Origin of the sequence: Mycolicibacter algericus DSM 45454, from assembly GCF_002086455.1 — a bacterium.
Lineage (GTDB): Bacteria > Actinomycetota > Actinomycetes > Mycobacteriales > Mycobacteriaceae > Mycobacterium > Mycobacterium algericum.
Genome location: NZ_MVHC01000006.1, coordinates 168,165 through 193,475, shown reverse-complemented (window position 1 = coordinate 193,475; position 25,311 = coordinate 168,165). Strand labels below are relative to the sequence as shown.

Sequence of the window (25,311 nt, the reverse complement as noted above, 5' to 3'; positions counted from 1 at the left end):
TGGCATTAGGTAATCAACAGGTCTACCCTAGCGTGCGCACACAACTGAGGGAGAGTGCAATGGCTGCGCCCAAAGGCTATCTGCGCCGGCTGACTCGGAGACTGACCGAAGACCCCGAGCTGCGTGATGTCGAGGAACTGTCCGACGAGGCGCTCAACACCGGCGCGCAGCGCGCCATCGACTGCGAACGCGGTCAAGAGGTCACCATGGTCGGGGTGCTGCGCAGCGTGGAAGCCAACGCCAAGGGCTGTGTGGGCGGGGTCCGCGCCGAGCTGTTCGACGGCACCGACACCGTGACACTGGTGTGGCTGGGGCAGCGCCGCATTCCCGGAATCAACTCGGGCCGCACGCTGCGGGTGCACGGCCGGCTCGGAAAGCTCGACAGCGGCTGCAAGGCCATCTACAACCCCCACTACGAAATCCAGCAGTGACGGCCGGAGACCGTCAGGCCGGCGTGACGATGACCGGCGAGTTCGGCGCCCAAGGGCCGCAGCGACTGCTGGACCAGATCGGCGGAGTGTCCGGCCTGATCTACTCGTCGCTGCCGATCGTGGTGTTCGTGCCGACCTCCAGTCTCTTCGGGCTGCGAACCGCAGTGGTGGCGGCGCTGACGGTGGCCGCGGCAGTGCTGGCCTGGCGGCTCATCCGCCGGGAATCCACCCAGCCGGCCGTATCGGGGTTCTTCGGGGTGGCGGTCTGTGCCCTGATCGCCTACCTGATGGGCGACTCAAAAGGTTATTTCCTGCTCGGCATCTGGACGTCGCTGGCATGGGCGCTGGTCTTCGCCGGATCCATCCTGATCCGGCGACCGGCGGTCGGCTACATCTGGAGCTGGGCCAGCGGGCAGAGCCGGGCCTGGCGCGGGGTGCGGGCGGCGGTCTACGCCTACGACGTCGCGACCCTGACCTGGGTGCTGGTCTTCGGTTCCCGCTTCGCGGTGCAGCGGCTGCTCTACGACGCCGACCAGACCGGGTGGTTGGGGGTGGCCCGCATCGCCATGGGCTGGCCGCTAACCGCGCTGGCGGCGGTGGTGACCTATCTGGCGGTCAAATACGTGCAGCGGGCACTGGACGAGCAGCCGGTCTCGCAGCCGGCAGACGGCCGCGGGCCCCGGTCAGTGCGCCGGTAGCAGCAGCTCGCGCAGCGCGTCCTCGACGCCGGAAGACGCGACGAACAGCAACTCGTCGCCGCCTTCCAGCGGCTCGTCGTCCTGCGGCACGATCACCCGGGTGCCCCGCAGGATCGTCACCAGTGCGGCGTCGCGGGGCAGCGTCAACTTGCGCACCGGCTTGCCGCCCCAGGGGGTGTCGTCGGGCAGCGTGATCTCCAGCAGGTTGGTGTCGCTCTTGCGGAACTCCATGAGCCGCACCAGATCCCCGACCGCGACGGCCTCCTCGACCAGCGACGCCAACATCCGCGGCGTGGAAACCGCCACGTCCACGCCCCAGGCATCGGTGAACAGCCATTCGTTGCGGGGATCGTTCACCCGGGCCACCACCCGGGGAACGGCGAATTCGGTCTTGGCCAGTAGCGACAGCACCACATTGGCCTTGTCGTCTCCGGTGGCGGCGATGACGACGTCGAAGTCCTCCAGGTGCACCGATTCCAACAGACTCAACTCGCAGGCGTCACCGAGATGCCACTGCGCCTCGGCGATGTCCTCGACGTCGATGTGCTCCGGATTGCGCTCGATCAACGTCACCTGATGCTCGCTGTCGAGCAGCTCCCGTGCGATCGACCGGCCGACAGCCCCGGCCCCGGCCACCGCGACCTTCATTTGTCCAGGTCCTCGCTCGGCGGCAGCGCTGCAATCGCCATCGCCTCGGCGACGCGGCCCGACACCGCGACGATGTACACCTGATCGCTGGCCTGGATGACGGTCTTGGGCTCGGGCAGGATGCCGGTGCCGAACCGGATCAGGAACGCCACCCGCGCACCGACGGCCGCTTCCAGGTCGGTGACCGGGCGGCCGATCCAGTCCTCGTGCAGCACCACCTCGGCCACCGCGACGGTGCCGGTCGGGTCACGCCATTTGGTCGTCTCGCTCTCCCGGGTCAGCGCGTCGAGCAGCCGGTCGGTGGTCCAGGGCACGGTGGCGATGGTCGGAATCCCAAGCCGCTCGTAGACGGCGGCCCGCTTGGCGTCGTAGATCCGGGCGACCACCCGCGCCACGCCGAACGTCTCCCGGGCCAGCCGCGCGGCGATGATGTTGGAGTTGTCACCCGACGAGACCGCGGCGAACGCGCCGGCCTCCTCGATGCCGGCGCGCAGCAGCACGTCGCGGTCGAAGCCCATGCCCAGCACCCGTTCGCCGTTGAACTCCGGGCTGAGCCGGTTGAACGAGGTGGTGTCGCGGTCGATGATCGCGACCTCATGGCCGATCCGGGACAGTCCGTCGGCAACCGAGGCGCCCACCCGGCCGCATCCCATCACAACTACCCGCACGTGCACGGTCCTTTCGGCTGGTTTCGACTGGATTCGACTGCAGTCGTGCCCGTATTCGGTGAACGCTACCGCCAGCGCCGGCCTGGCTTACCCTTGGCTCTCGTGTCGAAGATTTCCACCGCTGCCCGCCGGCTGGTGCTGGGCCGGCCGTTCCGCAGCGATCGGCTCAGTCACACCCTGTTGCCCAAGCGTGTCGCGTTGCCGGTGTTCGCCTCCGACGCGCTGTCCTCGGTGGCCTACGGGCCCGAAGAGGTCTTCCTGGTGCTGTCGGTGGCGGGCATCGCGGCCTACCGGATGACACCGTGGGTCGGCCTGGCGGTGGCGTTCGTGTTCATCACCGTGGTGGCCTCCTACCGTCAGAACGTGCACGCCTACCCCTCCGGCGGCGGTGACTACGAGGTGGTCACCACCAACCTCGGCGGCACCGCGGGCCTGACCGTCGCGAGTGCATTGATGGTGGATTATGTTCTGACCGTTGCTGTTTCGATCTCATCGGGGGTCGCCAACATCGGCTCGGCGATACCCTACATAGCCGACCACAAGGTGGCGTTCGCGGTGGGTACCGTCGTCGTGGTGGCCGCGGCCAATCTGCGCGGCATCCGGGAATCGGGCACCGCGTTCGCCTTCCCGACCTATGCGTTCATGATCGGGGTCTTCGCGATGCTGGGCTGGGGGCTGTTCCAGATCTTCGTGCTGGGCCACCAGCTTCAGGCCGACTCGGCCTCGTTCAAGATCCACTCCACCCAGGGCGAGATGGTCGGGCTGGCCCTGGTGTTCCTGGTGGCGAAGTCGTTCTCGTCGGGGTGTGCGGCGCTGACCGGGGTGGAGGCGATCAGCAACGGCGTGCCGGCGTTTCGCAAGCCGAAGTCGCGCAACGCCGCCACCACCTTGCTGATGCTGGGCGTGATCGCGGTGACGCTGATGATGGGCATCATCGTGCTGGCCCGCCAGACCGGTGTGAAAATCGCCGCGCGCCCGCACGAACAGCTGATCGGGGCGCCGGCGGACTACGACCAGAAGACGCTGCTGGCGCAGTTGGCCGAGACGGTGTTTCGCGGCTTTCCGCCCGGTCTGTGGATCATCGCCGGCGTGACCGCGCTAATCCTGGCGCTGGCCGCCAACACCGCGTTCAACGGTTTCCCGGTGCTGGGATCGATCCTGGCCCAGGACCGGTATCTGCCGCGTCAGCTGCACACCCGCGGCGACCGGCTGGCCTTCTCCAACGGCATCGTGTTCCTGGCGGTCGTGGCCATCGCCTTCATCGTGGCGTTCGGGGCCGAGGTGACCGCACTGATCCAGCTCTACATCGTCGGGGTGTTCGTGTCCTTCACCCTGAGTCAGATCGGCATGGTCCGGCACTGGAACCGATTGCTGCGCACCGAAACCGATCGTGCGGCCCGCGCCAAGATGGTGCGTTCTCGGGTGGTCAACACCATCGGGTTCGTCGCCACCGGGACCGTGCTTCTCGTTGTGATCGCCACCAAGTTCCTGGCCGGCGCCTGGATCGCGATCGTCGCCATGTCGGTGCTGTTCGCCATGATGAAACTGATCCGCCGCCACTACGATGCCGTCAGACAGGAGCTGGCCACGCAGTCCGCCGCCCTCGACGACCAGACGGTGTTGCCCAGCCGCAACCACGCCCTGGTCCTGGTCTCCAAGCTGCACCTGCCGACCCGCCGCGCGCTGGCCTACGCGCGGGCCACCCGCCCGGACACCCTGGAGGCGATCACCGTCAACGTCGACGACACCGAGACCCGGGCCCTGGTACGCGACTGGGAGGCCAGCGATATCACCGTGCCGCTCAAGGTGATCGCGTCGCCGTACCGCGAGGTCACCCGGCCGGTGCTCGAGTACGTCAGACGGCTCAACAAGGAGTCGCCGCGCACCGTGGTGACCGTCTACATCCCCGAATACGTGGTGGGCCACTGGTGGGAGCAGGTGCTGCACAACCAGAGCGCGTTGCGGCTCAAGACCAGGCTGCTGTTCATGCCGCAGGTGATGGTGACCTCGGTGCCCTGGCAGCTGAACTCCTCGGAGCGCCGCAAGGAGTTGGCGCCGCATCACGCCCCCGGCGACACCCGGAGAGGCTTCACGGAGTGACCGAACTGATCCTGGACGTGGGCCCACCGGCCAACGGGGGCAGTTGTGTGGCCCGCCATGACGGTCGGGTGGTATTCGTGCGCTACGCGCTGCCCGGCGAACGGGTGCGGGCCCGCATCACCGCCGAGCGCGGCTCGTACTGGCACGCCGAATGCGTGGAGGTGCTCGAAGCGGCGGACGGGCGGATCGCCTCACTGTGTCCGATCGCCGGCGTCGACGGCGCCGGCTGCTGCGACCTGGCGTTCGCCGAGCCTGCCGCGGCGCGGGCGCTCAAAGCGGAGGTGGTCGCCAACCAGTTGCGCCGGCTCGGCGGCTACGACTGGCACGGCGAGGCCGAACCGCTGGGTGAGGACGGCCCGACCGGCTGGCGCAGCCGGGTTCGGCTGGAGGTCGGCGCCGACGGACGGGCCGGATTTCACCGATATCACAGCGACAAGCTGGTCACCGATCTGCGGTGCGGCCAATTGCCCGCCGGGATGACCAAGGGGCTGGCCGAGCAGACTTGGCGACCGGGCGATCAGCTGCACGTGGTGACCGACGACGACGGGGTCCGGCATGTGGTGAGCACCAGCCGCAACCACCGTCCGCAGGTCCTCGAGGGCGACTATCACGCCACCCAGTGGGTCGGCCGCCGACGCTGGCGGATCCCGGTGACGGCGTTCTGGCAGGCGCATCGCCGGGCGGCCGCCCTCTACAGTGCGCTGATCTCCGACTGGGCGCAGCCGGAGGCGGGCATGACCGCCTGGGACCTCTACGGCGGGGCCGGGATCTTCGCTGCGGCACTGGCTGACGGAGTGGGGACCTCCGGCGAGGTGGTCAGCATCGACACCTCACGGGCCGCGACGGCCGCCGCCCGGGCCGCACTCGTCGATCTGCCGCAGGTGTCGGTGCGCACCGACTCGGTGCGCCGGGCGCTGGCCGCACAGCCGAGGGCTGCCGACGTCGCGGTGCTGGACCCGCCGCGCGCCGGCGCCGGCCGTGAGGTGATCGAGGCGCTGGCGGCCGCGAAGGTGCCGCGGCTGGTGCACATCGGTTGCGAGGTCGCGGCGTTCGCCCGCGACATCGGGCTGTACCGCGATCACGGGTACGCCGTCGAGCAGATCCGGGTGTTCGACGCGTTCCCGCTCACCCACCATGTGGAGTGCGTGGCGCTGCTGACGCGAGCTTGAGCCGCTCCCCGCGAGCAGACGCGAAAACCCCTAAATTCTGGTCATTTTGGGGGCTTTCACGTCTGTTCGCGCCGAAAAAATCAACCGAACACGAAGTAGCGCAACCACAGGTACGGCGCCGCAAGCGCCACCGAGACCGCGGTGACCACGATGCCCTTGCGGGTGAACTCCCAGAACGTGATCGGGTTTCCGGCGCGGCGGGCGATGCCGAGCATCACCACATTGGCGCTGGCTCCGACCGCGGTCAGGTTCCCGCCGAAGTCGGCGCCGAGCGCCAGCGCCCACCACAGCGCATCCGGGTGCAGGTCGTTGGGCAGCGTGGTGCTCAGTTCGGCCACGATCGGGGTCATGGTTGCCACGTAGGGGATGTTGTCGATGATGCCGGACACCGGCGCGGACACCCCCAGGATTCCCATCGTGGTCAACAAGGCGTTGCCGCCGGTGAGCTCGGTGGCGCCCTTGGCCAGGGCGGCGATCGCCCCGGTGTCCACCAGGGCTCCCACCATCACGAACAGGCCGGCGAAGAACAGCAGGGTCTCCCACTCGACGCCGGAGAGGTAGTCCGAGCGCTCCATCTTGGAGATCACAATCAGCACCCCGGCACCGAGCAGCGCCACCACGGAAGGCTCCAGGTTCAGCGCGGAGTGTCCGATGAACCCGGCGAACACCCCGGCTAGGACCACGCCGCACTTGATCAGCAGGCGGCGGTCCTGGATCGCCTCGCGCTCCTCGAGCGCCATCATGTCGTCGACTCGGTCGGGGTCGACAGTGAACGATCCCGGAAACAGCCGCGGCAGCAGCGCGATGAAGGCGACCAGGACGATGGCGACGATCGGCGCCATGTGCGCGAGAAAGGCATTGAACGACAGCCCCGCGCGGCTGGCGATGATGATGTTGGGAGGGTCGCCGACGAGGGTGGCGGCGCCGCCGATATTCGACGCGAACACCTCGGCCATCAGAAACGGCGCCGCGTTGATCTCCAGCCGGTCGCATACCAGCAGGGTGACCGGTGCGATCAGCAACACCGTGGTGACGTTGTCCAGCAGCGCTGATGCAACGGCCGTCACCAACACCAGCAGGATCATGATGCGCAGCGGGGAACCCTGGGCCCGCTTGGCCGACCAGATCGCGACGTACTCGAAGACGCCGGTCTGGCGCAGCACGCTGACGATGATCATCATGCCCAGCAACAGGAAGATGACGTCCCAGTCGATGCCGGTTCTGCGGGAGTAGAAGATGTCATCGGAGGAGATGACCGGCAGGATGACCACCGCGGCCGCCCCGGTCAGCGCCACCAGGGTCTTGTTGACCCGGTCGGCGGCGATGAACCCATAGGCGATCACGAAGACCGCGACCGCGAAAAACGTCACCCGATCAGACTTTGAGGGCTGCGGCCAGCAACCGCGACGCGGTGATCACGCCGAGCAGTTTACCGTCCTTGACGACGGCGATCAGCGGGCTGCGCAGCCGGGCCATGGTGGAGGCGACTTCGATAAGGGTGTGGGTGGCGCCGGCGGTCGGCAGTTCGGGCAGGTGCTCGGGCAGCACGTCGCGCACCGCCTTGCCGCGCAGCTTCTCGGCGGCACGATCGGCCGCGCTCTCGCTGAGCACTCCGGCCAGCGACGGGTCGTCCTGGACGTAGCCCGGCACGATGAAACGCACCACCTGGGAAGCCGGCAGCACCGCGTGCGGCTGGCCGGCCGCGTCGACGACGACGATGCCGGGCAGCCGGTGCTCGGCCAGTAACCGGGCCGCGTCGACGGCGTCGGAGTCGATGGCCACCACCGGGAATTCCTCAGCGATCTCCTCGGCGCGCATAGGACGACCATACGGGGGGTGCCCGTCGCCATGCGTAGACTAGCCGGATGCTTGAAGGGATCCGCGGCCCCGCCGATCTGCAGCACCTCTCGCAGGCGCAGTTGACCGCTCTGGCGGCGGAGATCCGGGAGTTCCTGATCCATAAGGTCGCTGCGACCGGGGGACACCTGGGCCCCAATCTGGGTGTGGTGGAGCTGACGCTGGCGCTGCACCGGGTCTTCGACTCCCCGCACGACCCGATCATCTTCGACACCGGCCACCAGGCCTACGTGCACAAGATGCTCACCGGCCGCAGCCCGGACTTTCACAGCCTGCGCCGCAAGGGCGGGCTGTCGGGGTACCCGTCGCGCGCCGAGAGCGAGCACGACTGGGTGGAGTCCAGCCACGCCAGCGCGGCGCTGTCCTATGCCGACGGACTGGCCAAGGCCTTCGAGCTGACCGGCCACCGCAACCGGCACGTGGTGGCCGTCGTCGGCGACGGCGCCCTGACCGGCGGCATGTGCTGGGAGGCGTTGAACAACATCGCCGCCGGTAACCGGCCGGTGGTGATCGTGGTCAACGACAACGGCCGCAGCTACGCGCCCACCATCGGCGGTTTCGCCGACCACTTGGCCGCGTTGCGGCTGCAGCCCGCCTACGAGCGGCTGCTCGAGCGCGGCCGCGCCGCGGTGCGCGGGGTGCCGGTCGTCGGCGAGATCGGCTACCAGGTGATCCACAGCTTCAAGGCGGGCCTCAAGGACGCGCTGGCCCCGCAGGCGCTCTTCACCGACCTGGGCCTGAAATACCTGGGCCCGATCGACGGGCACGACGAAGCCGCGGTGGAGTCCGCGCTGCGCCGCGCGCGGGGCTTCGGCGCGCCGGTGATCGTGCACGTGGTGACCCGCAAGGGCAAAGGCTACCGGCCGGCCGAGGATGACGAGGCCGAGCAGATGCATGCCTGCGGCGTGATCGACCCGCTGACCGGGTCTGCGACCGAGACTGCCGGCCGCGGCTGGACGGCGGTGTTCTCCGACGCGCTCATCGAGTACGGTGCCAAGCGCCGCGACGTCGTCGCGATCACCGCCGCCATGCCCGGCCCCACCGGGCTGACCCCGTTCGGCCAGCGGTTCCCGGATCGCATGTTCGACGTCGGGATCGCCGAACAGCATGCGCTCACCTCGGCGGCCGGGCTGGCGATGGGCGGCCTGCACCCGGTGGTGGCGGTCTATTCGACCTTCCTCAACCGCGCCTTCGACCAGTTGATGATGGATGTCGCGCTGCATAAGCTGCCGGTTACCGTGGTGCTCGACCGAGCCGGGATCACCGGTCCCGACGGCGCCAGCCACAACGGCATGTGGGATCTGTCGATCTTGGGCATCGTTCCGGGCATGCGGGTGGCCGCACCGCGCGACGGTGTCCGGCTGCGCGAGGAACTCGGTGAGGCGCTGGACATCCATGACGGCCCCAGCGCGGTTCGGTTCCCGAAAGGGGATGTGGGCGAAGATATCCCGGCGATCCAGCGACGGTCCGGGGTGGATCTGCTGGCGCTGCCGGCCGACGGGCTGCCCGCCGACGTGCTGCTAGTCGCGGTCGGCGCGTTCGCGCCCATGGCGCTGGCGGTGGCCGACCGGCTGCACAACCAGGGCATCGGCGTGACGGTGGTCGATCCCCGCTGGGTGCTGCCGGTTCCCGCGGTGGTCATCGAGATGGCCGGCGCCCACAAGCTGGTGGTCACCTGCGAGGACAACGGCGTCGCCGGCGGTGTCGGCTCGGCGGTGTCGGCGGCGCTGCGGCACGCCGAGATCGATGTGCCCTGCCGCGACGTCGGCCTGCCGCAACGCTTCTACGACCACGCCTCCCGCGGTGAGCTGCTGGCCGAGGTGGGCCTGACCGCCCAGGACGTGGCCCGCCAGATCACCGGTTGGGTGGCGGCGATGAGCAGTAGCAACTGCGTCGAAGAGGTCAGCGAGCGGCTGGATTAGGGCGCGCCCCGATGGGCGGCCACACCTTGTCGAACACCCAGGTGAACACGAACGTGTAGATCAGGAAGAACACCAGCAGGCCGGCCTCCAGAGCGAACGCCCGCGGCAGCGAGACGTGCAAGATCCAGGCGACTATCGGCAACAAGAACACCACCAGTCCGCCTTCGAAACCGATGGCGTGCGCCACCCGGCGCCGCAGCGTGCGGGCCGGGGAGCGCTGCCGCCGCTCCCAGGCCTCGAACACGGTGTTCCAGATGTAGTTCCACAGCACCGCGACGGTCGATGCCGTCACGGCCATGACACCGGAACTGCCGCCGCCGAATCCCAGGACGACAAGACCCAGGGCGGTGAGCACGATGGCCACGATCTCGTAGCTGATGACGTAGCTGACCCGGCGAACAACTGGTGACACGAGGTGCTCCAAGGAAAATCGACCATGGGAAGTCCTCGACGGTTCGCGTCCATGGTGGTCGTGGCGTGAGAAGCGCTGGCCGATCAACGAATACGGCTGGCGTATCCAGCAGTCTAGCAACCCGTCGACCGTGCCGGCGGGCGCAGCAAGCCGGCTGCGCTAGCCGCCGGCGACCGTAGCGCCGAGGGCTTGGGCGAGCAGCGGCACCGCCAACTGCCGCTGCCAGGGCCGGGCGCCGCCGGTGTTGAGAAACTCCTCGATCGTGACCGCGGGGTCCGGTGTCGCCGCACTCCAGTCCCAGCACAGTCGGCGCAGCAGGTCGGGGGAGAGCAGGTTCTCGGTCGGCACGCTCACCTGCTCGGACAGTTGTCCGAGTGCGGCGCGGGCCGCTTCCAGTCGCGCGGCCGCCTCGGGTTTGCGCCGCGACCAGCGCGAGGGCGGCGGTGGGCCGCTCGGGGGTTCGGCGGAGTCCGGCGGTTCCGGGTTGTCGCGAGCGGCAGCCAGCGCGGCCAGCCAGGTCGCCGCGCTGCGGCGCTGCTTGGGTCCGCCGAATACCGGCAGGGCGAGCAACTCGTCAACGGTGGTGGGATCGGCGACGGCTGCGGCGATGATCGCCGCGTCGGGCAGGATGCGCCCGGGCGCGATATCGCGGCGCTCGGCGATCCGGTCGCGCACCGTCCACAGTTCACGAACGGCGGCCAGCCCGCGCCGGTCGCGCACCTTGTGGATACCCGAGGTGCGCCGCCAGCGGTCCCGGCGCGTCGACGTGATGAAGTCGGTGCTCCGCAGATGATTGAATTCCTGTGCCGCCCAATCACTTTTACCCTGGCCGGACAGCACCTCGGCGATGGCCTCGCGCAGTTCGATGAGGACCTCGACGTCCAGCGCCGCGTAGTTGAGCCACTCGGCGGGCAGCGGACGCTTCGACCAGTCGGCGGCGCCGTGGCCCTTGGCCAGGCCCAGCCCCAACAGCCGCTGCACCATCGCCGCCAGGTTGACGCGGTCGAAGCCGGCCAGCCGCCCGGCCAGTTCGGTGTCATAGAGCGCCTTCGGCCACATGCCGACCTCGGCCAGGCAGGCCAGATCCTGGTCGGCGGCGTGCAGAATCCACTCGTCGTCGTCGAGCACCTCGGCGACCGGGCGCAGCAGGGCCGCCGGATCCGAGCCCGCCCCAACCGGGTCGATCAGCACGGTGCCGGCACCGGCGCGCCGGATCTGGATCAGGTAGGCGCGGTTGGAGTAGCGGAAGCCCGACGCCCGTTCGGCGTCCACCGCGAACGGGCCGTGGCCGCCGGCCAGCTTCTCGGCGGCGGCGCCGATCTGCCGGGTGGTGACTGACACCTCCGGTACACCGTCGGCGGGATGCGGCAGCGGCGTCGGTTCGGGCTCTTCGGTGGCCGGTTCGGTGGTCTGTCCGGTCATCTCAGACGCGGGTTCGCGAGCTCAGGTCGGTGATCCCGACCGGCGGCAGGCCTGCGGCGTGTTCGAGGACCTCGCAGAACGCCTGGACATGCGTGCCCAGCTCCGGAGTGGTGGCGGTCCAGGACGCTCGCAGCTCCAACTGGTGTCCGCGGGGCGGGCCGGAGATGTCGCCGTAGCGCACCGATGTGGTCGCGGTGACGGTCCCGCCCAGCGCGGTCATGTGTTCGGTTCGGGAGCCCAGCGCTTCGACCAGCCAACTCCAGGCGACTTCGGGCAGGAGCGGGTCGATCGCCTCCTGCGGGTCCAGATCAGCCTGGATGAACGCCACCAGGCGCATGGTGCCGTCCCAGGCGTCGGTGCCGTCCGGGTCGTAGAGCAGGATCAGCCGGCCGAACGCATCGCCGTCGGAGTCCTGCGGGACGAAATCGGCTTCGGGATGTTTGACCTCGGCACCCAACGCATAGCTGTAGGGCGCCAGCCGCTGGGGCGGCCGGATCGGGCCGAGCTCGATCTCGGACCGGACCGTTGCGGCGTGCATGGTTGCCACCGCTTCGCGGAAGGGGGCAGGCTCGGCTGATGTCACGGGTGCCGCTCCTTAACTGATCGCTCTGCCCCGCGCCGCCAGCGGCCGGCCCCCGGGTGCTGTTGCGCACCGCCGCGACGCGGGTCGCCGAATCTCACGCTAACCCCCGACGCGGGCCGGCGCAGAAAGGCGCGCCGAATCACCGGCGGTTCGGCGAGGGGAAGCCGGGACCGCCGCAACGCATGAATCACGGGCCGTTCCCGCGCCGTAACCGGTCGTGGCAGCATTGAGGCCGATGAGTGCCCGTCGAGAACTGCCCGATTCGCCCTACCTGGCCGCCGCTGCCGGTCGGCAACCCGCCCGGGTGCCGGTCTGGTTCATGCGGCAGGCCGGCCGGTCGCTGCCGGAATACCGAGTGTTGCGCGCCCAGCACCGCATGCTGGAAGCCTGCTTCGACCCTGAACTGGTCTGCGAGATCACGCTGCAGCCGGTGCGCCGCCACGGGGTGGACGCGGCGATCCTGTTCTCCGACATCGTGGTGCCGCTGCGCGGGGCCGGGGTGGATCTGGACATCGTGCCCGACGTCGGGCCGGTGATCGCCGAGCCGCTGCGCAGCGCGGCCGATGTCGCTGCCCTGCGGCCGCTGGAACCGCAGCGCGTGACGGCCGTCGCCGAGGCGGTGTCGCTGCTGGTGGACGCGCTGGGCGACGTGCCATTGATCGGTTTCGCCGGAGCGCCGTTCACGCTGGCGTCCTACCTGGTCGAGGGCGGGCCCAGCCGGACTCACGCCCGGACCAAGACGATGATGCTGGCCGAACCGGACACCTGGCATCAGCTGATGACCAGGCTCACCGACCTGACCATCGCGTTCCTCACGGTGCAGCTCGACCACGGTGTGGACGCCATCCAGCTGTTCGACTCCTGGGCGGGCACGTTGAGCCTGGCCGACTACCGCAAATACGTGTTGCCGCACAGCGCCCGGGTGTTCGCCGCGCTGGCCGACGCCGGCGTGCCGATGACGCACTTCGGGGTGCAGACCGCCGAGCTGTTGGGCGCCATGGCCGAAGCCGGTGCCACCGTGGTCGGAGTCGACTGGCGGACCCGGCTGACGGATGCTGCCGCCCGGGTCGGTACCGGCGTCGCCCTGCAGGGCAATCTGGACCCGGCGGTGGTGCTGGCGGGCTGGCCGGTGGCGGAGCGGGCGGCCCGCGCCGTCGTCGCGGACGGTCGCGCCGCGGTGGCCGCCGGCGCGTCCGGGCATGTGTTCAACCTCGGGCACGGCGTGCTGCCGGAATCTGACCCCGGCGTGCTCACCGACCTGGTGGCGCTGGTCCACTCGTTGTGACCTCGACGTACTGCGTCGTCGGAGGCGGGATTTCCGGTCTGGCCGCCGCGTACCGGCTGCGCGCCACACTCGGTGCCGCACCGACCATCACCGTCTTCGACCCGGCCGACCGGCTCGGCGGGGTGCTGCGCACCGAGACCCTGGGCGGTATCGGCGTGGACGTGGGGGCCGAAGCGTTCGTGGCTCGCCGCCCCGAGGTGCCCGCCCTGCTGTCCGAGCTGGGGCTGGCCGATCGGGAGCGCACCACCACCGGGGTCCGCCCGCTGCTGTACAACCGTCGGCGGCTGCATCCGCTGCCGCCGGGCACGCTCAGCGGGATCCCGTCGTCGCCGGGGGCGATGGCCGGTCTGGTGGACGAGGAGACCATCGCCCGCATCGCCGGCGAACCCAACCGCCTGCTGACCTTCGAGCCGGGCAGCGACCCGGCACTGGGGACCCTGGTCGGCGACCGGTTCGGCGAGCAGGTGGTGGCCGCCTCGGTAGATCCGCTGATCGGCGGGGTGTATGCCGGGTCGGCGGCGACGGTCGGGCTGCGCTCGGCGGTGCCCGGTCTGGCCGCCGCGCTGGACGCCGGCGCGCCCAGCCTCACCGCGGCGGTGGCACGGGCGCTGCCGAGAGCTACCGGCACGCCGGTGTTCGGCGCCATCGCCGGTGGCTATCAGGTGCTGATCGACGCGCTGGTGCGCCGCAGCGGGCTGCGTTGGGTGCAGGCGGCGGTAACGCAGATCGACCCGGTGGCCGACGGCTGGCTGTTGCGGGATGCCGCCGGCGGCTTCCACCATGCCGACCGGGTGGTGATGGCCGTGCCGGCCAACACGCTGGCCCGGCTGGCAACCGGATTCGCGCCCCGCACCGCGGCGGCGGCCAGCGGCATCGTCAGCGCGTCGTCGGTGGTGGTGGCGCTGGCGGTGCCCGCCGGCGCGGCGTTCCCGGACAACTCCGGAGTGCTGGTCGCGACCGGGGAGCGGCTGCACGCCAAGGCGCTCACACTGACCTCACGCAAGTGGGGGAGCTGGGGCTATGGCGGCAAGGTCGAACTGCTGCGGCTGTCGTTCGGCCGGTTCGGCGACGCCCGCACCCATGCCTCCGAGGCTGAGTTGGTGGGGTGGGCCGTGCAGGATCTGGAGACCCTGTTCGGGGTCATGGTGGACCCGGTGGAGGTCCGCGTGCAGCGCTGGCCTGCGGCGATGCCGCAGTACCGTCCCGGGCACGCGGCCCTGGTCGGCGAACTGCGCGCCGGACTGCCGCCGACGGTGGCGGTCGCGGGCAACTACCTCGACGGGATCGGTGTGCCGGCCTGCATCGCGGCGGCCGATCGCGCGGTGGCGGCAGTGATCAGTGCCACCCCGGCCCCCTAGCGGCGGCGTGTCGTGGCAGCATGTGGGGCATGGCGCACCTCGATTACGACAAGCTGAATTCCACCATCCGCTACGTGATGTTCTCGGTGTTCTCGGTTCGTTCCGGGGCCCTCGACGAGGGATCCGCCAGCCGTGACGAGGTCGCCGACCAGGCCGCCACCTTCCTGAAACAGCAGGAGGAGCGCGGCGTGGTGATCCGCGGCGTCTACGACGTGGCCGGCCTGCGCGCTGATGCGGACTTCATGATCTGGTCGCACGCCGAGCGGGTGGAGGACCTGCAGGCCACCTACGCCGGCTTCCGGCGCACCGCGCTGGGCCGGGCCTGCACGCCGGTGTGGAGCAACGTGGGGCTGCACCGGCCCGCCGAGTTCAACAAGAGTCACGTCCCGGCGTTCATCGCCGGTGAGCCGGCCGGCGCTTACATCTGCGTCTACCCGTTCGTGCGTTCGCACGAGTGGTATGTGCTGCCCGAGGAGGACCGCCGCCGGATGCTGGCGGAGCACGGCATGGCGGCCCGGCCCTACAAGGACGTTCGCGCCAACACCGTGCCGGCATTCGCGCTCGGCGACTACGAGTGGATCCTGGCGTTCGAGGCGCCCGAACTCGACCTGATCGTCGACCTGATGCGCGATCTGCGCAACACCGAGGCTCGGCTGCACGCCCGCGAGGAGACCCCCTTCTTCACCGGTCCCCGGGTCGACGTCGAGCAGTTGGTGGCCGCCCTGCCGTGACCGGCGCATCCGGCCCGTCAGCCCGCGATCGAACGGCCCGCGCCAACGCCCGGGCTGCGTGATCGCGGCCGCCGACTACAGCATCAACGGGTTCTTCATGCCGCCGGCGACGTCGGTCGACGAGCTGCGATCCGGGCTGCCGGCCGGCGGCTGGCAGATGAGCAACCTGCGGCCCACCAGCTATCTGGTCAACGTCATTCGCGGCGAGGCTCGCCGCTCAGGCCGAGCAGGGTCCGGCTGCGCCGCCCCGGATCCGGGAGATCGCGCAGCGACTGGCGGTCATCGAACCGTTGATGGACGGCCAGCTGGCGCACGCGCCGTTCTGGGAAGTCCACGTCACGCGGGTGGACTAGCTCTCATCCAGATCGACGTTTTGCAGGTCGCTACTCGCACTTTGTCTGCAAAACGTCGATCTCGGCGCTTCAGGACGACGGCACCAGCCGCAGGCAGATGGAATTGATGCAGTAGCGCTGGTCGGTGGGCGTGGGGTAGCCCTCGCCTTCGAACACATGCCCCAGGTGGCTGTGGCAGGACGCGCACAACACCTCGGTGCGCCGCATCCCCAGCGAGTCATCCGAGCGCAGGATCACCGCCTCGGAATCGGCCGGGTCGAAGAACGACGGCCAGCCGCAGTGCGAATGGAATTTCGCTGTGCTGCGGAACAATTCGGCACCGCACGCCCGGCACTCGTAGACACCTTCGGTGGTGGTGTCGGTGTATTCGCCGGTGTTCGGCGGTTCGGTACCGGCGCGACGCAGCACCGCGAACTCTTCGGGGGTAAGCTTCGCCCGCCACTCGTCGTCGGTGAGGGACACCTTGGGAGAACTCATGCCTCCACGCTAGCCCGCTGGTGCCCGTTCGCCAGCCATGCCGGATCGATCCCGTCGTCCAGGCGGTCTTGTTCACGGGCGTCGAGGTAGCGGTAGCACAGCACCGCGCACACCACGATCAGCAACAGTGACCAGCCGTAGGTGATCTTGAGGTAGTCCAGCGGGCGCCCGACATTCATCCACCGGAAGATCAGCCACTTGTCCAACGTCATGAACCCGTAGACCCCCAGCCACGCCGGCCAGTTGCGCAGCACCGAGTTCGGCAGCACCACCGTCATCAGGAACGGGAACAGCACGATCGAGTAGTAGCCCTGGCCCAATGACAGCACCAGGAAGGAGGCGGTAAGCAGCACACCGGAGGAGGTCAGCATCCAGAACCGCGGGTCGCGGGTGCGGTAGTAGCGATACAGCAGCCACAGGCTGACCGCCGCGATCACGGTGAACAACACGCGCAGGAACAGGATCAGCCCCGGTGGCAGGCCAAAGAACACGCCATTGCCCAGGATCGAGGAGTTGAAGTAGTCGCGGGTGCCCATGATGTAGGGCACCGTGTGGGTGAAGTAGCTGGTGGGATCGCTGGACAGCGGAAACGCGACCGCGTTGAACGCCACCGGCACTGCGACGGCACCCACGAACGGCCGCCACTGCCGGCTCAGCAGCGGCAGCAGCAGCAGCGGCGCCAGCACCGGCTTGACCACCAGGGTCAGCCCGATCGCGACACCGGCCCACCACTGCCGGCTGGGCCTGCCGTCGAGCAGCCAACGCAAGAACAGCACCTCGGCCAGCAGGATCACGCCATTGATGTTGGTGAACACCAGTGTGCTGGAAATACTTTCGGTGAGAAACATCGCCGCCAGCAGGGCCGGGGCCGCCACCGAGCTCAGCCCGAAGCCGAACATCCGCAGCAGCAGGTAGGCGGCGATCAGGATCGCGACGGTGTTGGTGGTGATGAAGGTGTAGCGCGACAAGGTCTCCGGCAGATAGCCGAATGGCGACATCAGCAGCGTGCCGCCGGGTGAGTAGAGATAGTGCGGGTCGACGTAGTCGAAGTGCTCGTTGTAGATGTCCAGGCCGTGCCGGAAGTTCAGCACCGCCCGGTACACCGGCTTGAAGTCGTCGGTGATGTTGCCGTTGAGCGGCAGCACTATCGCGCGGTGAATGAGCGACATGATGGCCACCGGCCACAGCACTGACCGCAGTACGGTCGCGGTGCTCGGCACCGTGGTGGGTGGCCGAAACGCTGTCAGCAGGGCGGTGCGCGCCCGGTTCGTAAGGGAGTCGGCTGCCGTCACCAGCGCACCGTACACCGAAGCGGGTTCAGGCCGGGCAGTAGACGTCGGTCTCGGGCAGCTGGCCGGTGTCGAGGTAGCCGATCAACGGCGGCACCGTGCACGCCGAGTACACCGTCGCCCCGTGCCCGATGCCCTGCCACATCACCCGCTTGCTGGCCGCGCCGGCGTTGATGACGGCCGCGGCGGTGGCCGCCACGCCGTCCTCGCCGACGATCGGGTCGTTCTGCACGCCCAGCAGCAGCACATCGATCTTGAGTTCCTTGGGCTGCTCGGGGGTGGTGCTGGTGGGCCAGCTCAGGCACTGCGCCATGTCGAGGGCGCCGACGGCGCCGAACTGCGGGTACTCCTTGCCCCAGGCGACGACCAGTTCGCGGACGCGGTCCGGGGTGGGCCGGTTGAGTGCGTCGGCGCAGGAATTGATGAAGTGGCCGTCGCTGCCGACGGTGCCCTGCGCCCGGTTGATCAGGTTGTTCAGCAGGTTGACGTCGCCGTCGCGCGCCGCGGCCAGCGCCCGGGCCAGTTCATTGGTGGTGTTGACGCGATCACCGGTGGGGTAGCCCAGCGCGGTGACGATGGCATGGGTCACCGCGGCCACCGAGGCGCCGCCGGGGCCGTGCCCGGACCGGGCGGAGTCCAGCACCGCGTCCACAGCGCCTTTCGGGTCCGGCGCCAGCGCACAGTTCACCGCGACGCACTGCGCGGCGAACGCGTCGAAGGCCGCCTGCTGGCCCTTGACCCGCTGCTCGGCGGCAGCCTCGGCGGCCACACCGAGCGGGATGGGGGAGTCGAGTGCCAGCCGGGCCACCTTGCCCGGATGCGAGCCGGCGTAGGCCAGGGCGACCTGGGCGCCGTTGCCGATGCCCAGCAGTGCCAGCGCCGGCACGTCCCAGATGCTGCGCAGCCGCTCCAGGTCGGTGGCGGCATGGGTGTTGTCGTAGGAGGATTCACCCGGCGAGATGGAGTCGGTGCAGTCGGTGGTCGCCGCCATCGCCACGGTGCCCAGATTGGCCACCGGATCGTCGCCGGGGGTGAACTGAGCCAGGTTCCACATCTCGTCGCGCTGGCCGCGCTCGCGGCAGTCCACCGGGCTCGACATCCCGGTGCCGCGCCGGTCCACCGCGACGATCGGATGGCCGTTGAGCACGTCGGCGCCGCCACGGGCCAGCCAGACCGGTAGCTGCAGTGACGACGGCAGGTCCCAGCCGGTGGTGAAGACGACCGGTCCGGCATCGGCCGGGGTCTGCACCGACCGGGCGCGCACCACGCCGATGCTGATCGCCGAGGAGCCGCCGCCGAGCGGGTCGACGTCGGCGTCGTAGCTGGCGCAATCCAACCGCACGCCGGGAGTGGCGGGCACCGCAGCGTCACCGAACACCCTGGCGGTGCAGTCATGCCAGGGCAGATCGTTCTTGGGCACCTCGACGGGCGGTGGCCCGGCCTTGTCGGAGGTGGACTCGGGTTGCCCCTGCGGGCCGGCGCCGGAGTCGGTGGCGAAGCGCGGGTTGGCGGCCAGTCCGGGTGCGCAACCGGTTAGCAGGGTGGCCGTCGCGAGTGCGATCGCGATCCTGGAGTGCCGACGCATGCCGGCCAGCTTATAGGCGCGCGCTTTTGACGTAGCGGCCGTAGAGGTAGCCGGATTCGTCGACCAGCAGATGTGCACAACGCATCGGGGTCGCCACCTCGCCGGGGCCGGTGGCGATGCGGCGGGCCAGTCCTCCGACCAGGTACGGCGCGACGGTCAGGCACAGGTCGTCGAGCAGATCGCGTTCCACGAACGAACCCAGCAGGGTCGGGCCGCCCTCGGTGAGCACCCGATAGTGCCCGCGGGCGGCCAGCGCGGCCAGCACCGCGGCCTCGTCGACCCGGTCGCGGTCGCCGGCTGAGCAGTTCAGCACCTCCGCGCGGCCGTCGAGTCGCCGCCGGGTGGCCTCGGCCGCCGACGCGCTGGTCAGCACCAGCGGGGGCAGTTCGGTGTCGGTGAAGACGCGAGCGTCCCGATCCAGTTGCCCCGACCGGCTCACGATCGCCAGCCCGGGCACCTCGGACTGGCCGCGGTCGCGGCGGCGCAGGCGCTCGGTGACGCCCAGGCGGGCGCCGCCGTAGTTCTCGACCCGGACGGTGCCCGCGCCGACCAGCACGACGTCGGCGAGCGCTCGCAGCAGCATGAACAGGGCCCGATCGCCCGGGCTGCCCAACCCGCCGGACTTGCCGGCCATCGTTGCGCCACCGTCGATGCTGCCGATGAAGTTGGCCCGCAGCCAGCTGCGCGGGCCGTCGTCTGACTCGGGGTAGGCGTACAGCCGGGCCAGTTCGGCGTCGTCGACGGGTTCTGTCGAGTCCAGCCGGGTGAAACCGGGTTCTGCGCTGAGGTCGGACATGGCCACGATTGCACCATGTGGCTACAGTTCCTGCGTGCCCAATCCCGACGTCGAATCGACCGATCGCCTGGTAGACCGGCATCCGGCCGTCTCACCGGAGCGGTTGATCGCGCAGCTCACGCCGCCGCCGACGTTCGCCGAGGCCAGCTTCGCCAGCTACCGGCCGGACCCGGCCGAACCGACCCAGGCGGCGGCCGTGGCGGCCTGCAGCGCGTTCTGCACGCAGGCGCTGGAGCGACGGGCCGGGCGGCGCAGGCTGCTCGGCAAGCGCGAGGTGCTGCCGGGTGTCGGGTTGTACCTCGACGGCGGGTTCGGGGTCGGCAAAACCCACCTGCTGGCGTCGGTCTATCGCCAGGTAGCCGAGAGCGCCCACGGGGCACAGCCGCATCGGACGGCATTCGCGACGTTCATGGAACTCACCCAACTTGCCGGTGTGTTCGGGTTCACCGAATGCATCGAGTTGCTCGGCGGCTACACGGTGGTCTGCATCGACGAGTTCGAACTCGACGACCCGGGCAACACCACCTTGGTGTCGCGGCTGCTGTCGGAACTGGTGGCGCGCGGGGTGTCGGTTGCCGCCACGTCGAACACGCTGCCCGAGCAACTCGGCGAGGGACGCTTCGCCGTTCAGGATTTTCTGCGTGAAATCAGCGCGTTGGCAAGTATTTTCACCTCGGTGCGGGTCGACGGTCCGGACTACCGGCATCGGGACCTGCCGCCGGCGCCTGAACCGCCGTCGGCGCAGCAGGTCGCGCAGCGCGCCGCCGCCCTACCGGGTTCGACCCTCGACGACTTCGACGCGCTGTGCGCGCACCTGGCCACCATGCACCCGTCGCGGTATCTGACGCTGATCGAAGGTGTCACGGGCGTCTTCCTCACCGGTGCGCATCCCATCGAGGATCAGAACGTGGCGCTGCGACTGGTGGCGCTGACCGACCGGCTCTATGACGCCGGTATCCCGGTGGTGGCCGCCGGGGCGAAGCTGGACGGCATCTTCAGCGCCGAGATGCTGGCCGGGGGTTACCGAAAGAAGTACTTGCGGGCCACATCTCGGCTGCTGGCGTTGAGCGCCGGCTGACTCACAGATTCCACTGCGCCAGCCGCAGGCCGGTGTTGCGGGAGAGCATCACCACATGGGTGACCAAGCCGCGGTAGACATCCCAGTAAACCCCGCCGGTGACCGTGGAGCCCTCCGGCGCGTTGGTCAGCACCGCATCCAGCGCGGTGGGGTCATCGGTGTGCTTGGACACGTAGGCGTCGCCGCCCGGGGTGACACCGCTGAAGGTGACCGAGGCCGCCATGATGTAGCTGTTGGGCACCGAGATGGGGTGGATCGTGAGGTTCGCCCGCCACGGACCGCCCTGGGCGCGCCACCGCGGCGACCCGTTCTGGCCCCAGCCGGGCGGGATCTCGCTGGGCACCACGTCGTGCAGGGTCACATCCGCGATGATCTTGCCGAAGGCCTCATCCTGGTAGTGGATACGCAGCGTGTCGCCGAGTCGGCCGATCGGCGCTTCCGGGGTGGTGGTGGGCGTGGCGTTCCCGGCCGCGGGCACCAGCAGGGCCAACGTGGTGACTAGCGAGGTGACGACGGCCAGTATCCAGCGATGCATCATGTCCTTCTTCGGTTTGCTTGTGGGCATGATGGCATATCGCGGTGGCGGGTGCAGCAGCTTGGCCAGCCGGATCTAGGCATTGGTCAGTTCGGGGCGGCGTCGTCGCCGGCGGCGGTGTTTGCGGTGATCGAGGCCAGGGCCTCCGCCAGGTCGGTCTCGAACCTTTCCGGATTCACCCCGGCACGATGCAGCGGTCCGGTGCCGTCTTCGACTTCGAACAGGGCCAGCAGCAGGTGCTCGGTGCCGATGTAGTTGTGCCCGAGTCGAAGTGCGGTGCGGAAGGTGAGCTCCAAGGCCTTGCGTGACGTGCCGCTGAACGGGATCAACGCGGGGGGCTCGGCGTCGCCGGCGGGGAGGGTGACGATGGCCGCGACGGCCGCCGGGTCGATGTGCTGTGCGGTGAGCAAGGCGGTGGCCAGCGCGTCGGGATCGTTCAGAACGCCCAGGATCAGATGATCGGGGGTGATCTCGGCGTTGCGGGCGCCGTGAGCGGCATTCTGGGCGGCCACCACCGCGTTGCGTGCCCGCGGTGTGAAGCGGGCGAAGCCCTGCTCGGCATCGAGGGCGGCCGCCTCAGCGCGCGGGACGAACCGCTTCTGCGCCGCCTGCTTGGTGACCCCCATGCAGTTGCCGATCTCCGTCCACGAGGCGCCGGAGCGGCGTGCCTGGTCGACGAAATGCCCGATCAGGTGGTCGGCGACCTCACCGAGATGCTCGGCTGTCAGCACCGCGTCGGTCAGCCGCTCCAGGGGGTTTTCGTGCACCCTGGCGATGGCGTTGATGAGGTCGTCGAGGCGAACTGACGGAGCGAGGCGAGTCGGATCGACCATGCCGTCAACTGTAGGTTGACGACGACGAGACGTCAACCATTGGTTGACGCGGGGGTGGCTCAGGAGACCAGCCATTCCCCGAAGTCGTCGGCGAACCCCGAGGACGGTGCGTACTTCACCTTCGCCGGGCTGACGCCATGCGGCAGCGCGAACACCACGCAACCGGTCGCCGCGTCGCCGGGGGAGACATGGAACATGCCGGAGTCGAAGTTCGTGCATTCGCTGACGTTGTTCAGATCCGGTTCGTAGCTGTGATCGTCGGAACCGAGCACCCAGACGTTGGTGTTGGCGTTGCCGTTCATCGTCGCCGTGCCCTGGTTGGCGATCTTGAGTTCGGTCGCGATGTAGGTGACCGCCGGGTCACCCTTGCCCGGGGTGACGGTTGCAGGGTTGATGACGCGTTCCAGGGTGACCGTGATGGTGCTGCCGTCGGCGCGGGTCAGCGTCAGGGTGTCACCGGTATGCCCCGGCTTCGATGCCGCCGTCCCGGGTGCGGTGGTGCCCGACGACATCGGCCCGCGCTCCGATTCGGCGGGACCCGAACATGCCGCCAGCACACCGGCAGACAATAGGGCGGCTGCCGACAGGGCGACGACGGGTCGATTCGTGGGGCTCATCTCTCGCTACCTTTCCACCGGCGTGTGCGTTGCCATCGATTCTGCTGCCTAGCTGCTCGTCGGTGCGGACCGGCCCACGATTCGGGTCGGATCTCCGCAACGGTGGTCACGCCGGCGGAGCCCGCCGGTAGCGCAGTCAGCGGGTCATTGCGGCGCCATCGGCTTAAGTCAGTAGCGCCACAAGTACTGCGGGCACTGCCCCGCAACCACGCTGCGGATGTACACGCGGGCATCAGCCGCCGTCGCATCCGGGCCGAGCACCTGGCGCACCGTCACCGAAGACTCCAAGGTGTCGGGCGTGTTCCCAGCCGCGAGTAGGCGACATATGGCGTTACCCGCCGGGTCCGCGTGGGCGATGGGAGTGGCGATGACCGCCAGGGCGGCGAGCGCGGCGAAGCTGAGGCGCTTCATGGCTGCACCGCGCCGATGACGGTGGCCTCAGGTGGGCCAATGGTGCCGCGTGTGGCGGTCATCGCGCCACCGCTCCGGCCTCGGGTCGCTCCGCCTCGCCGCACAGGTACGCACACCGGCCGTCGTAGCCGTTCCCGCGCACGCATCGGTACATGGGCGACCAAGGGGCATTGCAGTCAGCCGTGGCGTTTGTGTTCGTCATGCCCCACAGCGTTACACCGGGGACTGACAACGTCTCGGGCGAGACCTCGACGACGAGACGGAGCCTGGCGATGGCGACCAGGGCCGCGTCTGCCGGGTCCTGAGCGATCCCACTTCCGACGCCAGTGACGATGATGCGGCCGGCTTCCTCGAAACATTGCCTTCGGCGGGGTGGGTGGTGGTCATGGTGACTCCGATCTATTGATCGGATCGGGCCCCGCCTCTTTTCCAGCTGGCAGTTTCTGGCACGAGTCGCATTGGTGACGGTGAGGCAGCAGCGGGAGTGCCGGCCGATGGCATCGCAGCAATGGTGGTAGGTCGAATCGACCGGGTGGTCGCTCATGGTGGCCCTATCGGGTTGCCACCGGGTCAGGTCCTATTCAGGTCCCGCGCCCCGGGCCCTCGCCGCGTGTTATGCGGGGTGACCTGGGTCAATCTCGGTGCGCGGTACTGGGATTGAACCAGCGACCTCTTCCGTGTCAGGGAAGCGCTCTCCCGCTGAGCTAACCGCGCTTAGAGCCAAGGAACGGAGGTGGAGACGGGAATCGAACCCGTGTGCACGGCTTTGCAGGCCGTTGCCTCACCACTCGGCCACTCCACCGCAAGGGGGTTGATGCCACTTGACACCCTCGAGCGGATGACGGGATTCGAACCCGCGACCCTCACCTTGGCAAGGTGATGCGCTACCAACTGCGCTACATCCGCGTGCCACGAGCGAGATCGTCGCCCGTCGCGAAGCAGAACATTAGTCCACTGATGTGAGACAACACAACTTGCCCTGTCAGAACGGCGAGTCGGGCGACGATCAGGCTGCGCGTTGAGGCGGTGGGCGCCCGGCGTGCTAGTCTTCGACCTCGTTCATTCGGTCTCGTAGCTCAGGGGGAGAGCGTCCGCCTCACACGCGGAAGGTCGCTGGTTCGATCCCAGCCGGGACCACAAGAAGCCGCCCGCAAGAGCGGCGTGGCGACATCCTGCCGCCCTTAGCGGGGACAGGCGGCGCCGTGGACCCGGTGTGCCGAAACAGAGTCAGCTGCGCAGCGGGATGTTCATCGGAGAGTTGTTACGCGATCATCGGGTCGATCGCAGACCGGGGCACCAGCACGTGTAACGCCCCGGCCGAGGCGGGCAGCAACACGCCCTGGTCGAAGAAGAAGATCACCCCGTCGTTGACCACCGCGAAATTCTGATAGTTGGTGGGGTCGTACAGCGCGGTTTGCGCGAACGGTAACGGTGGTGGCGCCGTGCTGGTCGTGGTCCTGGTCGTGGCCGACTGTTCTGGTGGTGCGGGCGGCGGCGCCAGCTGCTGCTGCAGTTCAGCTTGGACGATCGGGGCGACGGTCTTCAGCGGATCGTCCACCTGCCACAACGGCGCATGTTCTTTGTCGTCCGCCGCGGCCGCGTAAGTGATCGGCTTGCGGTAGGTCTGGTCCCAGTTGAACGCCTTGTACGTCGTCTGTGGCTGCGCCCCGCCGACGTTTTGGTTCACCGTGAACACCACCGCTTGCGTGCCTCGCGGGGGGATCGACGAGGTGTATTCCGTCGGCTTGATGCTCAACTCGTAGGGTGCGCTGCGAGGCGCACCGGACTTGGCCGAGTTGAGGAACGCATCGCGCGTCTGGGCGACGTACTCGGCGACCGGCTTCTGGTCGGGGTAGTTCAGCGGGATGCTGATGTCGACGCTGTACCCGGGGTCGGAGATGTGGATCTCACACGTGCGGCCGGTGTTACCGCCTTGGAGTTCGGCGCAGTAATCCTTCGGGGCCGCCACAGCCACGGGCACGCAACCGAACATGGCGGCAACCGTGACGGCCACGGCCACGCTGACAAGGCGCATGGGTGATACCTCCTAGCA

General features: G+C 69.1%; 25 protein-coding genes and 4 tRNA genes. 10 read left to right on the top strand and 19 right to left on the bottom strand.

Annotated elements, in window-relative coordinates:
- Positions 1-59: 59 nt before the first annotated feature.
- On the top strand, positions 60-431 hold the full coding sequence (locus tag BST10_RS08825; RefSeq protein WP_013829366.1) for an OB-fold nucleic acid binding domain-containing protein: 372 nt from the start codon (positions 60-62) through the stop codon (positions 429-431).
- A gap of 29 nt (positions 432-460) precedes the next feature.
- Positions 461-1,129, top strand: a complete 669-nt coding sequence (locus BST10_RS08820) for a DUF3159 domain-containing protein (RefSeq protein WP_083037490.1) — start codon at positions 461-463, stop codon at positions 1,127-1,129.
- Here the strand turns inward: BST10_RS08820 and BST10_RS08815 are convergent.
- Both BST10_RS08815 and BST10_RS08810 read right to left on the bottom strand, forming a co-directional pair.
- Complete coding sequence (locus BST10_RS08815) at positions 1,115-1,777, bottom strand: potassium channel family protein (RefSeq protein ID WP_083037461.1); 663 nt, start codon at positions 1,775-1,777, stop codon at positions 1,115-1,117. The genes BST10_RS08820 and BST10_RS08815 overlap by 15 nt on opposite strands.
- A complete protein-coding gene (locus BST10_RS08810) occupies positions 1,774-2,445 on the bottom strand; it encodes a potassium channel family protein (RefSeq protein ID WP_083037460.1) in 672 nt (223 codons plus the stop codon). The genes BST10_RS08815 and BST10_RS08810 overlap by 4 nt, the downstream gene beginning before the upstream one ends.
- 102 nt (positions 2,446-2,547) lie before the next feature.
- Here BST10_RS08810 and BST10_RS08805 point away from each other — a divergent pair, with 102 nt between their 5' ends.
- Entirely contained in the window at positions 2,548-4,545 is a 1,998-nt protein-coding gene (locus BST10_RS08805; RefSeq protein ID WP_083037459.1) for an APC family permease, read from the top strand.
- Positions 4,542-5,714 (top strand): class I SAM-dependent RNA methyltransferase, encoded by a 1,173-nt coding sequence (locus tag BST10_RS08800; protein ID WP_083037458.1) that lies wholly within the window; start codon positions 4,542-4,544, stop codon positions 5,712-5,714. Before BST10_RS08805 ends, BST10_RS08800 begins: the two co-directional genes overlap by 4 nt.
- A gap of 80 nt (positions 5,715-5,794) precedes the next feature.
- Here BST10_RS08800 and BST10_RS08795 read toward each other — a convergent pair whose 3' ends face one another.
- On the bottom strand, positions 5,795-7,084 hold the full coding sequence (locus BST10_RS08795; RefSeq protein WP_083037457.1) for an ArsB/NhaD family transporter: 1,290 nt from the start codon (positions 7,082-7,084) through the stop codon (positions 5,795-5,797).
- Between the two features lie 4 nt (positions 7,085-7,088).
- On the bottom strand, positions 7,089-7,532 hold the full coding sequence (locus tag BST10_RS08790) for a CBS domain-containing protein (RefSeq protein ID WP_013829359.1): 444 nt from the start codon (positions 7,530-7,532) through the stop codon (positions 7,089-7,091).
- Between the two features lie 47 nt (positions 7,533-7,579).
- Here BST10_RS08790 and dxs point away from each other — a divergent pair, with 47 nt between their 5' ends.
- Positions 7,580-9,493, top strand: a complete 1,914-nt coding sequence (dxs, locus tag BST10_RS08785) for a 1-deoxy-D-xylulose-5-phosphate synthase (protein WP_013829358.1) — start codon at positions 7,580-7,582, stop codon at positions 9,491-9,493.
- Here dxs and BST10_RS08780 read toward each other — a convergent pair.
- The 3 genes from BST10_RS08780 to BST10_RS08770 form a co-directional block, all read right to left on the bottom strand.
- Entirely contained in the window at positions 9,474-9,905 is a 432-nt protein-coding gene (locus BST10_RS08780; RefSeq protein ID WP_083037456.1) for a PACE efflux transporter, read from the bottom strand. The genes dxs and BST10_RS08780 overlap by 20 nt on opposite strands.
- Before the next feature lie 159 nt (positions 9,906-10,064).
- Entirely contained in the window at positions 10,065-11,327 is a 1,263-nt protein-coding gene (locus BST10_RS08775) for a ribonuclease D (RefSeq protein ID WP_083037455.1), read from the bottom strand.
- A gap of 1 nt (position 11,328) precedes the next feature.
- Positions 11,329-11,865: a DUF3000 domain-containing protein gene (locus tag BST10_RS08770; protein WP_013829355.1), complete on the bottom strand. Its 537-nt coding sequence runs from the start codon at positions 11,863-11,865 to the stop codon at positions 11,329-11,331.
- A 280-nt stretch (positions 11,866-12,145) separates the two neighbouring features.
- On the opposite strand from BST10_RS08770, the gene hemE reads away from it, so the two are divergent.
- From hemE to hemQ, 3 genes are read left to right on the top strand one after another with little or no spacing between them, the layout of a single operon-like run.
- On the top strand, positions 12,146-13,195 hold the full coding sequence (gene hemE, locus BST10_RS08765; RefSeq protein ID WP_013829354.1) for a uroporphyrinogen decarboxylase: 1,050 nt from the start codon (positions 12,146-12,148) through the stop codon (positions 13,193-13,195).
- Positions 13,192-14,553 (top strand): protoporphyrinogen oxidase, encoded by a 1,362-nt coding sequence (locus BST10_RS08760; protein ID WP_083037454.1) that lies wholly within the window; start codon positions 13,192-13,194, stop codon positions 14,551-14,553. Before hemE ends, BST10_RS08760 begins: the two co-directional genes overlap by 4 nt.
- Before the next feature lie 29 nt (positions 14,554-14,582).
- Positions 14,583-15,284 carry a hydrogen peroxide-dependent heme synthase gene (gene hemQ, locus BST10_RS08755; protein ID WP_013829352.1) on the top strand — a complete coding sequence of 234 codons (702 nt, stop codon included), beginning with the start codon at positions 14,583-14,585 and terminating at the stop codon, positions 15,282-15,284.
- Positions 15,285-15,706: 422 nt separating this feature from the next.
- On the opposite strand, the gene msrB is transcribed toward hemQ, so the two are convergent.
- From msrB to BST10_RS08735, 4 genes are read right to left on the bottom strand one after another with little or no spacing between them, the layout of a single operon-like run.
- Positions 15,707-16,114: a peptide-methionine (R)-S-oxide reductase MsrB gene (msrB, locus tag BST10_RS08750; RefSeq protein WP_083037453.1), complete on the bottom strand. Its 408-nt coding sequence runs from the start codon at positions 16,112-16,114 to the stop codon at positions 15,707-15,709.
- On the bottom strand, positions 16,111-17,421 hold the full coding sequence (aftC, locus tag BST10_RS08745) for an arabinofuranan 3-O-arabinosyltransferase (protein WP_083037452.1): 1,311 nt from the start codon (positions 17,419-17,421) through the stop codon (positions 16,111-16,113). Before aftC ends, msrB begins: the two co-directional genes overlap by 4 nt.
- Before the next feature lie 10 nt (positions 17,422-17,431).
- Entirely contained in the window at positions 17,432-18,988 is a 1,557-nt protein-coding gene (locus BST10_RS08740) for an alpha/beta hydrolase (protein WP_109559453.1), read from the bottom strand.
- A gap of 10 nt (positions 18,989-18,998) precedes the next feature.
- Positions 18,999-19,784 (bottom strand): pyrimidine reductase family protein, encoded by a 786-nt coding sequence (locus BST10_RS08735; RefSeq protein WP_083037488.1) that lies wholly within the window; start codon positions 19,782-19,784, stop codon positions 18,999-19,001.
- On the opposite strand from BST10_RS08735, the gene zapE reads away from it, so the two are divergent.
- Positions 19,783-20,862, top strand: coding sequence for a cell division protein ZapE (gene zapE / locus BST10_RS08730; RefSeq protein ID WP_083037451.1), 1,080 nt, complete (start codon positions 19,783-19,785; stop codon positions 20,860-20,862). The genes BST10_RS08735 and zapE overlap by 2 nt on opposite strands.
- 1 nt (position 20,863) lies before the next feature.
- Here zapE and BST10_RS08725 read toward each other — a convergent pair whose 3' ends face one another.
- The 7 genes from BST10_RS08725 to BST10_RS08695 all read right to left on the bottom strand — a co-directional run bounded on the left by BST10_RS08725 (position 20,864) and on the right by BST10_RS08695 (position 24,164).
- Positions 20,864-21,397, bottom strand: coding sequence for a hypothetical protein (locus tag BST10_RS08725; protein ID WP_013829345.1), 534 nt, complete (start codon positions 21,395-21,397; stop codon positions 20,864-20,866).
- 86 nt (positions 21,398-21,483) lie between these two features.
- Positions 21,484-22,230: a Clp protease N-terminal domain-containing protein gene (locus BST10_RS08720; protein WP_083037450.1), complete on the bottom strand. Its 747-nt coding sequence runs from the start codon at positions 22,228-22,230 to the stop codon at positions 21,484-21,486.
- A gap of 59 nt (positions 22,231-22,289) precedes the next feature.
- Complete coding sequence (locus BST10_RS08715) at positions 22,290-22,847, bottom strand: DUF4352 domain-containing protein (protein WP_041318118.1); 558 nt, start codon at positions 22,845-22,847, stop codon at positions 22,290-22,292.
- Between the two features lie 168 nt (positions 22,848-23,015).
- Positions 23,016-23,258: a DUF732 domain-containing protein gene (locus BST10_RS08710; RefSeq protein ID WP_083037449.1), complete on the bottom strand. Its 243-nt coding sequence runs from the start codon at positions 23,256-23,258 to the stop codon at positions 23,016-23,018.
- 642 nt (positions 23,259-23,900) lie between these two features.
- Positions 23,901-23,972: transfer RNA gene (locus BST10_RS08705), tRNA-Val, on the bottom strand.
- A gap of 17 nt (positions 23,973-23,989) precedes the next feature.
- Positions 23,990-24,060 (bottom strand) — tRNA-Cys (locus BST10_RS08700).
- Positions 24,061-24,091: 31 nt separating this feature from the next.
- Positions 24,092-24,164: transfer RNA gene (locus tag BST10_RS08695), tRNA-Gly, on the bottom strand.
- 159 nt (positions 24,165-24,323) lie between these two features.
- On the opposite strand from BST10_RS08695, the gene BST10_RS08690 reads away from it, so the two are divergent.
- A tRNA-Val gene (locus BST10_RS08690) sits at positions 24,324-24,395 on the top strand.
- A gap of 124 nt (positions 24,396-24,519) precedes the next feature.
- On the opposite strand, the gene BST10_RS08685 is transcribed toward BST10_RS08690, so the two are convergent.
- Positions 24,520-25,293: an RsiV family protein gene (locus BST10_RS08685; protein WP_083037448.1), complete on the bottom strand. Its 774-nt coding sequence runs from the start codon at positions 25,291-25,293 to the stop codon at positions 24,520-24,522.
- Between the last annotated feature and the right edge of the window lie 18 nt (positions 25,294-25,311).

What these genes read in the sequence shown, in the direction of transcription:
- BST10_RS08740 (WP_109559453.1), bottom strand. Translation starts at nt 18,988, where the DNA reads ATGCGTCGGCACTCCAGGATCGCGATCGCACTCGCGACGGCCACCCTG.
- BST10_RS08715 (WP_041318118.1), bottom strand. Translation starts at nt 22,847, where the DNA reads ATGAGCCCCACGAATCGACCCGTCGTCGCCCTGTCGGCAGCCGCCCTA.
- BST10_RS08820 (WP_083037490.1), top strand. Translation starts at nt 461, where the DNA reads ATGACCGGCGAGTTCGGCGCCCAAGGGCCGCAGCGACTGCTGGACCAG.
- BST10_RS08770 (WP_013829355.1), bottom strand. Translation starts at nt 11,865, where the DNA reads ATGCACGCCGCAACGGTCCGGTCCGAGATCGAGCTCGGCCCGATCCGG.
- hemQ (WP_013829352.1), top strand. Translation starts at nt 14,583, where the DNA reads ATGGCGCACCTCGATTACGACAAGCTGAATTCCACCATCCGCTACGTG.
- msrB (WP_083037453.1), bottom strand. Translation starts at nt 16,114, where the DNA reads ATGAGTTCTCCCAAGGTGTCCCTCACCGACGACGAGTGGCGGGCGAAG.
- BST10_RS08825 (WP_013829366.1), top strand. Translation starts at nt 60, where the DNA reads ATGGCTGCGCCCAAAGGCTATCTGCGCCGGCTGACTCGGAGACTGACC.
- BST10_RS08775 (WP_083037455.1), bottom strand. Translation starts at nt 11,327, where the DNA reads ATGACCGGACAGACCACCGAACCGGCCACCGAAGAGCCCGAACCGACG.
- BST10_RS08725 (WP_013829345.1), bottom strand. Translation starts at nt 21,397, where the DNA reads ATGCATCGCTGGATACTGGCCGTCGTCACCTCGCTAGTCACCACGTTG.
- BST10_RS08735 (WP_083037488.1), bottom strand. Translation starts at nt 19,784, where the DNA reads ATGTCCGACCTCAGCGCAGAACCCGGTTTCACCCGGCTGGACTCGACA.
- BST10_RS08815 (WP_083037461.1), bottom strand. Translation starts at nt 1,777, where the DNA reads ATGAAGGTCGCGGTGGCCGGGGCCGGGGCTGTCGGCCGGTCGATCGCA.
- BST10_RS08790 (WP_013829359.1), bottom strand. Translation starts at nt 7,532, where the DNA reads ATGCGCGCCGAGGAGATCGCTGAGGAATTCCCGGTGGTGGCCATCGAC.
- BST10_RS08720 (WP_083037450.1), bottom strand. Translation starts at nt 22,230, where the DNA reads ATGGTCGATCCGACTCGCCTCGCTCCGTCAGTTCGCCTCGACGACCTC.
- BST10_RS08685 (WP_083037448.1), bottom strand. Translation starts at nt 25,293, where the DNA reads ATGCGCCTTGTCAGCGTGGCCGTGGCCGTCACGGTTGCCGCCATGTTC.
- hemE (WP_013829354.1), top strand. Translation starts at nt 12,146, where the DNA reads ATGAGTGCCCGTCGAGAACTGCCCGATTCGCCCTACCTGGCCGCCGCT.
- BST10_RS08710 (WP_083037449.1), bottom strand. Translation starts at nt 23,258, where the DNA reads ATGAAGCGCCTCAGCTTCGCCGCGCTCGCCGCCCTGGCGGTCATCGCC.
- zapE (WP_083037451.1), top strand. Translation starts at nt 19,783, where the DNA reads ATGGCCACGATTGCACCATGTGGCTACAGTTCCTGCGTGCCCAATCCC.
- dxs (WP_013829358.1), top strand. Translation starts at nt 7,580, where the DNA reads ATGCTTGAAGGGATCCGCGGCCCCGCCGATCTGCAGCACCTCTCGCAG.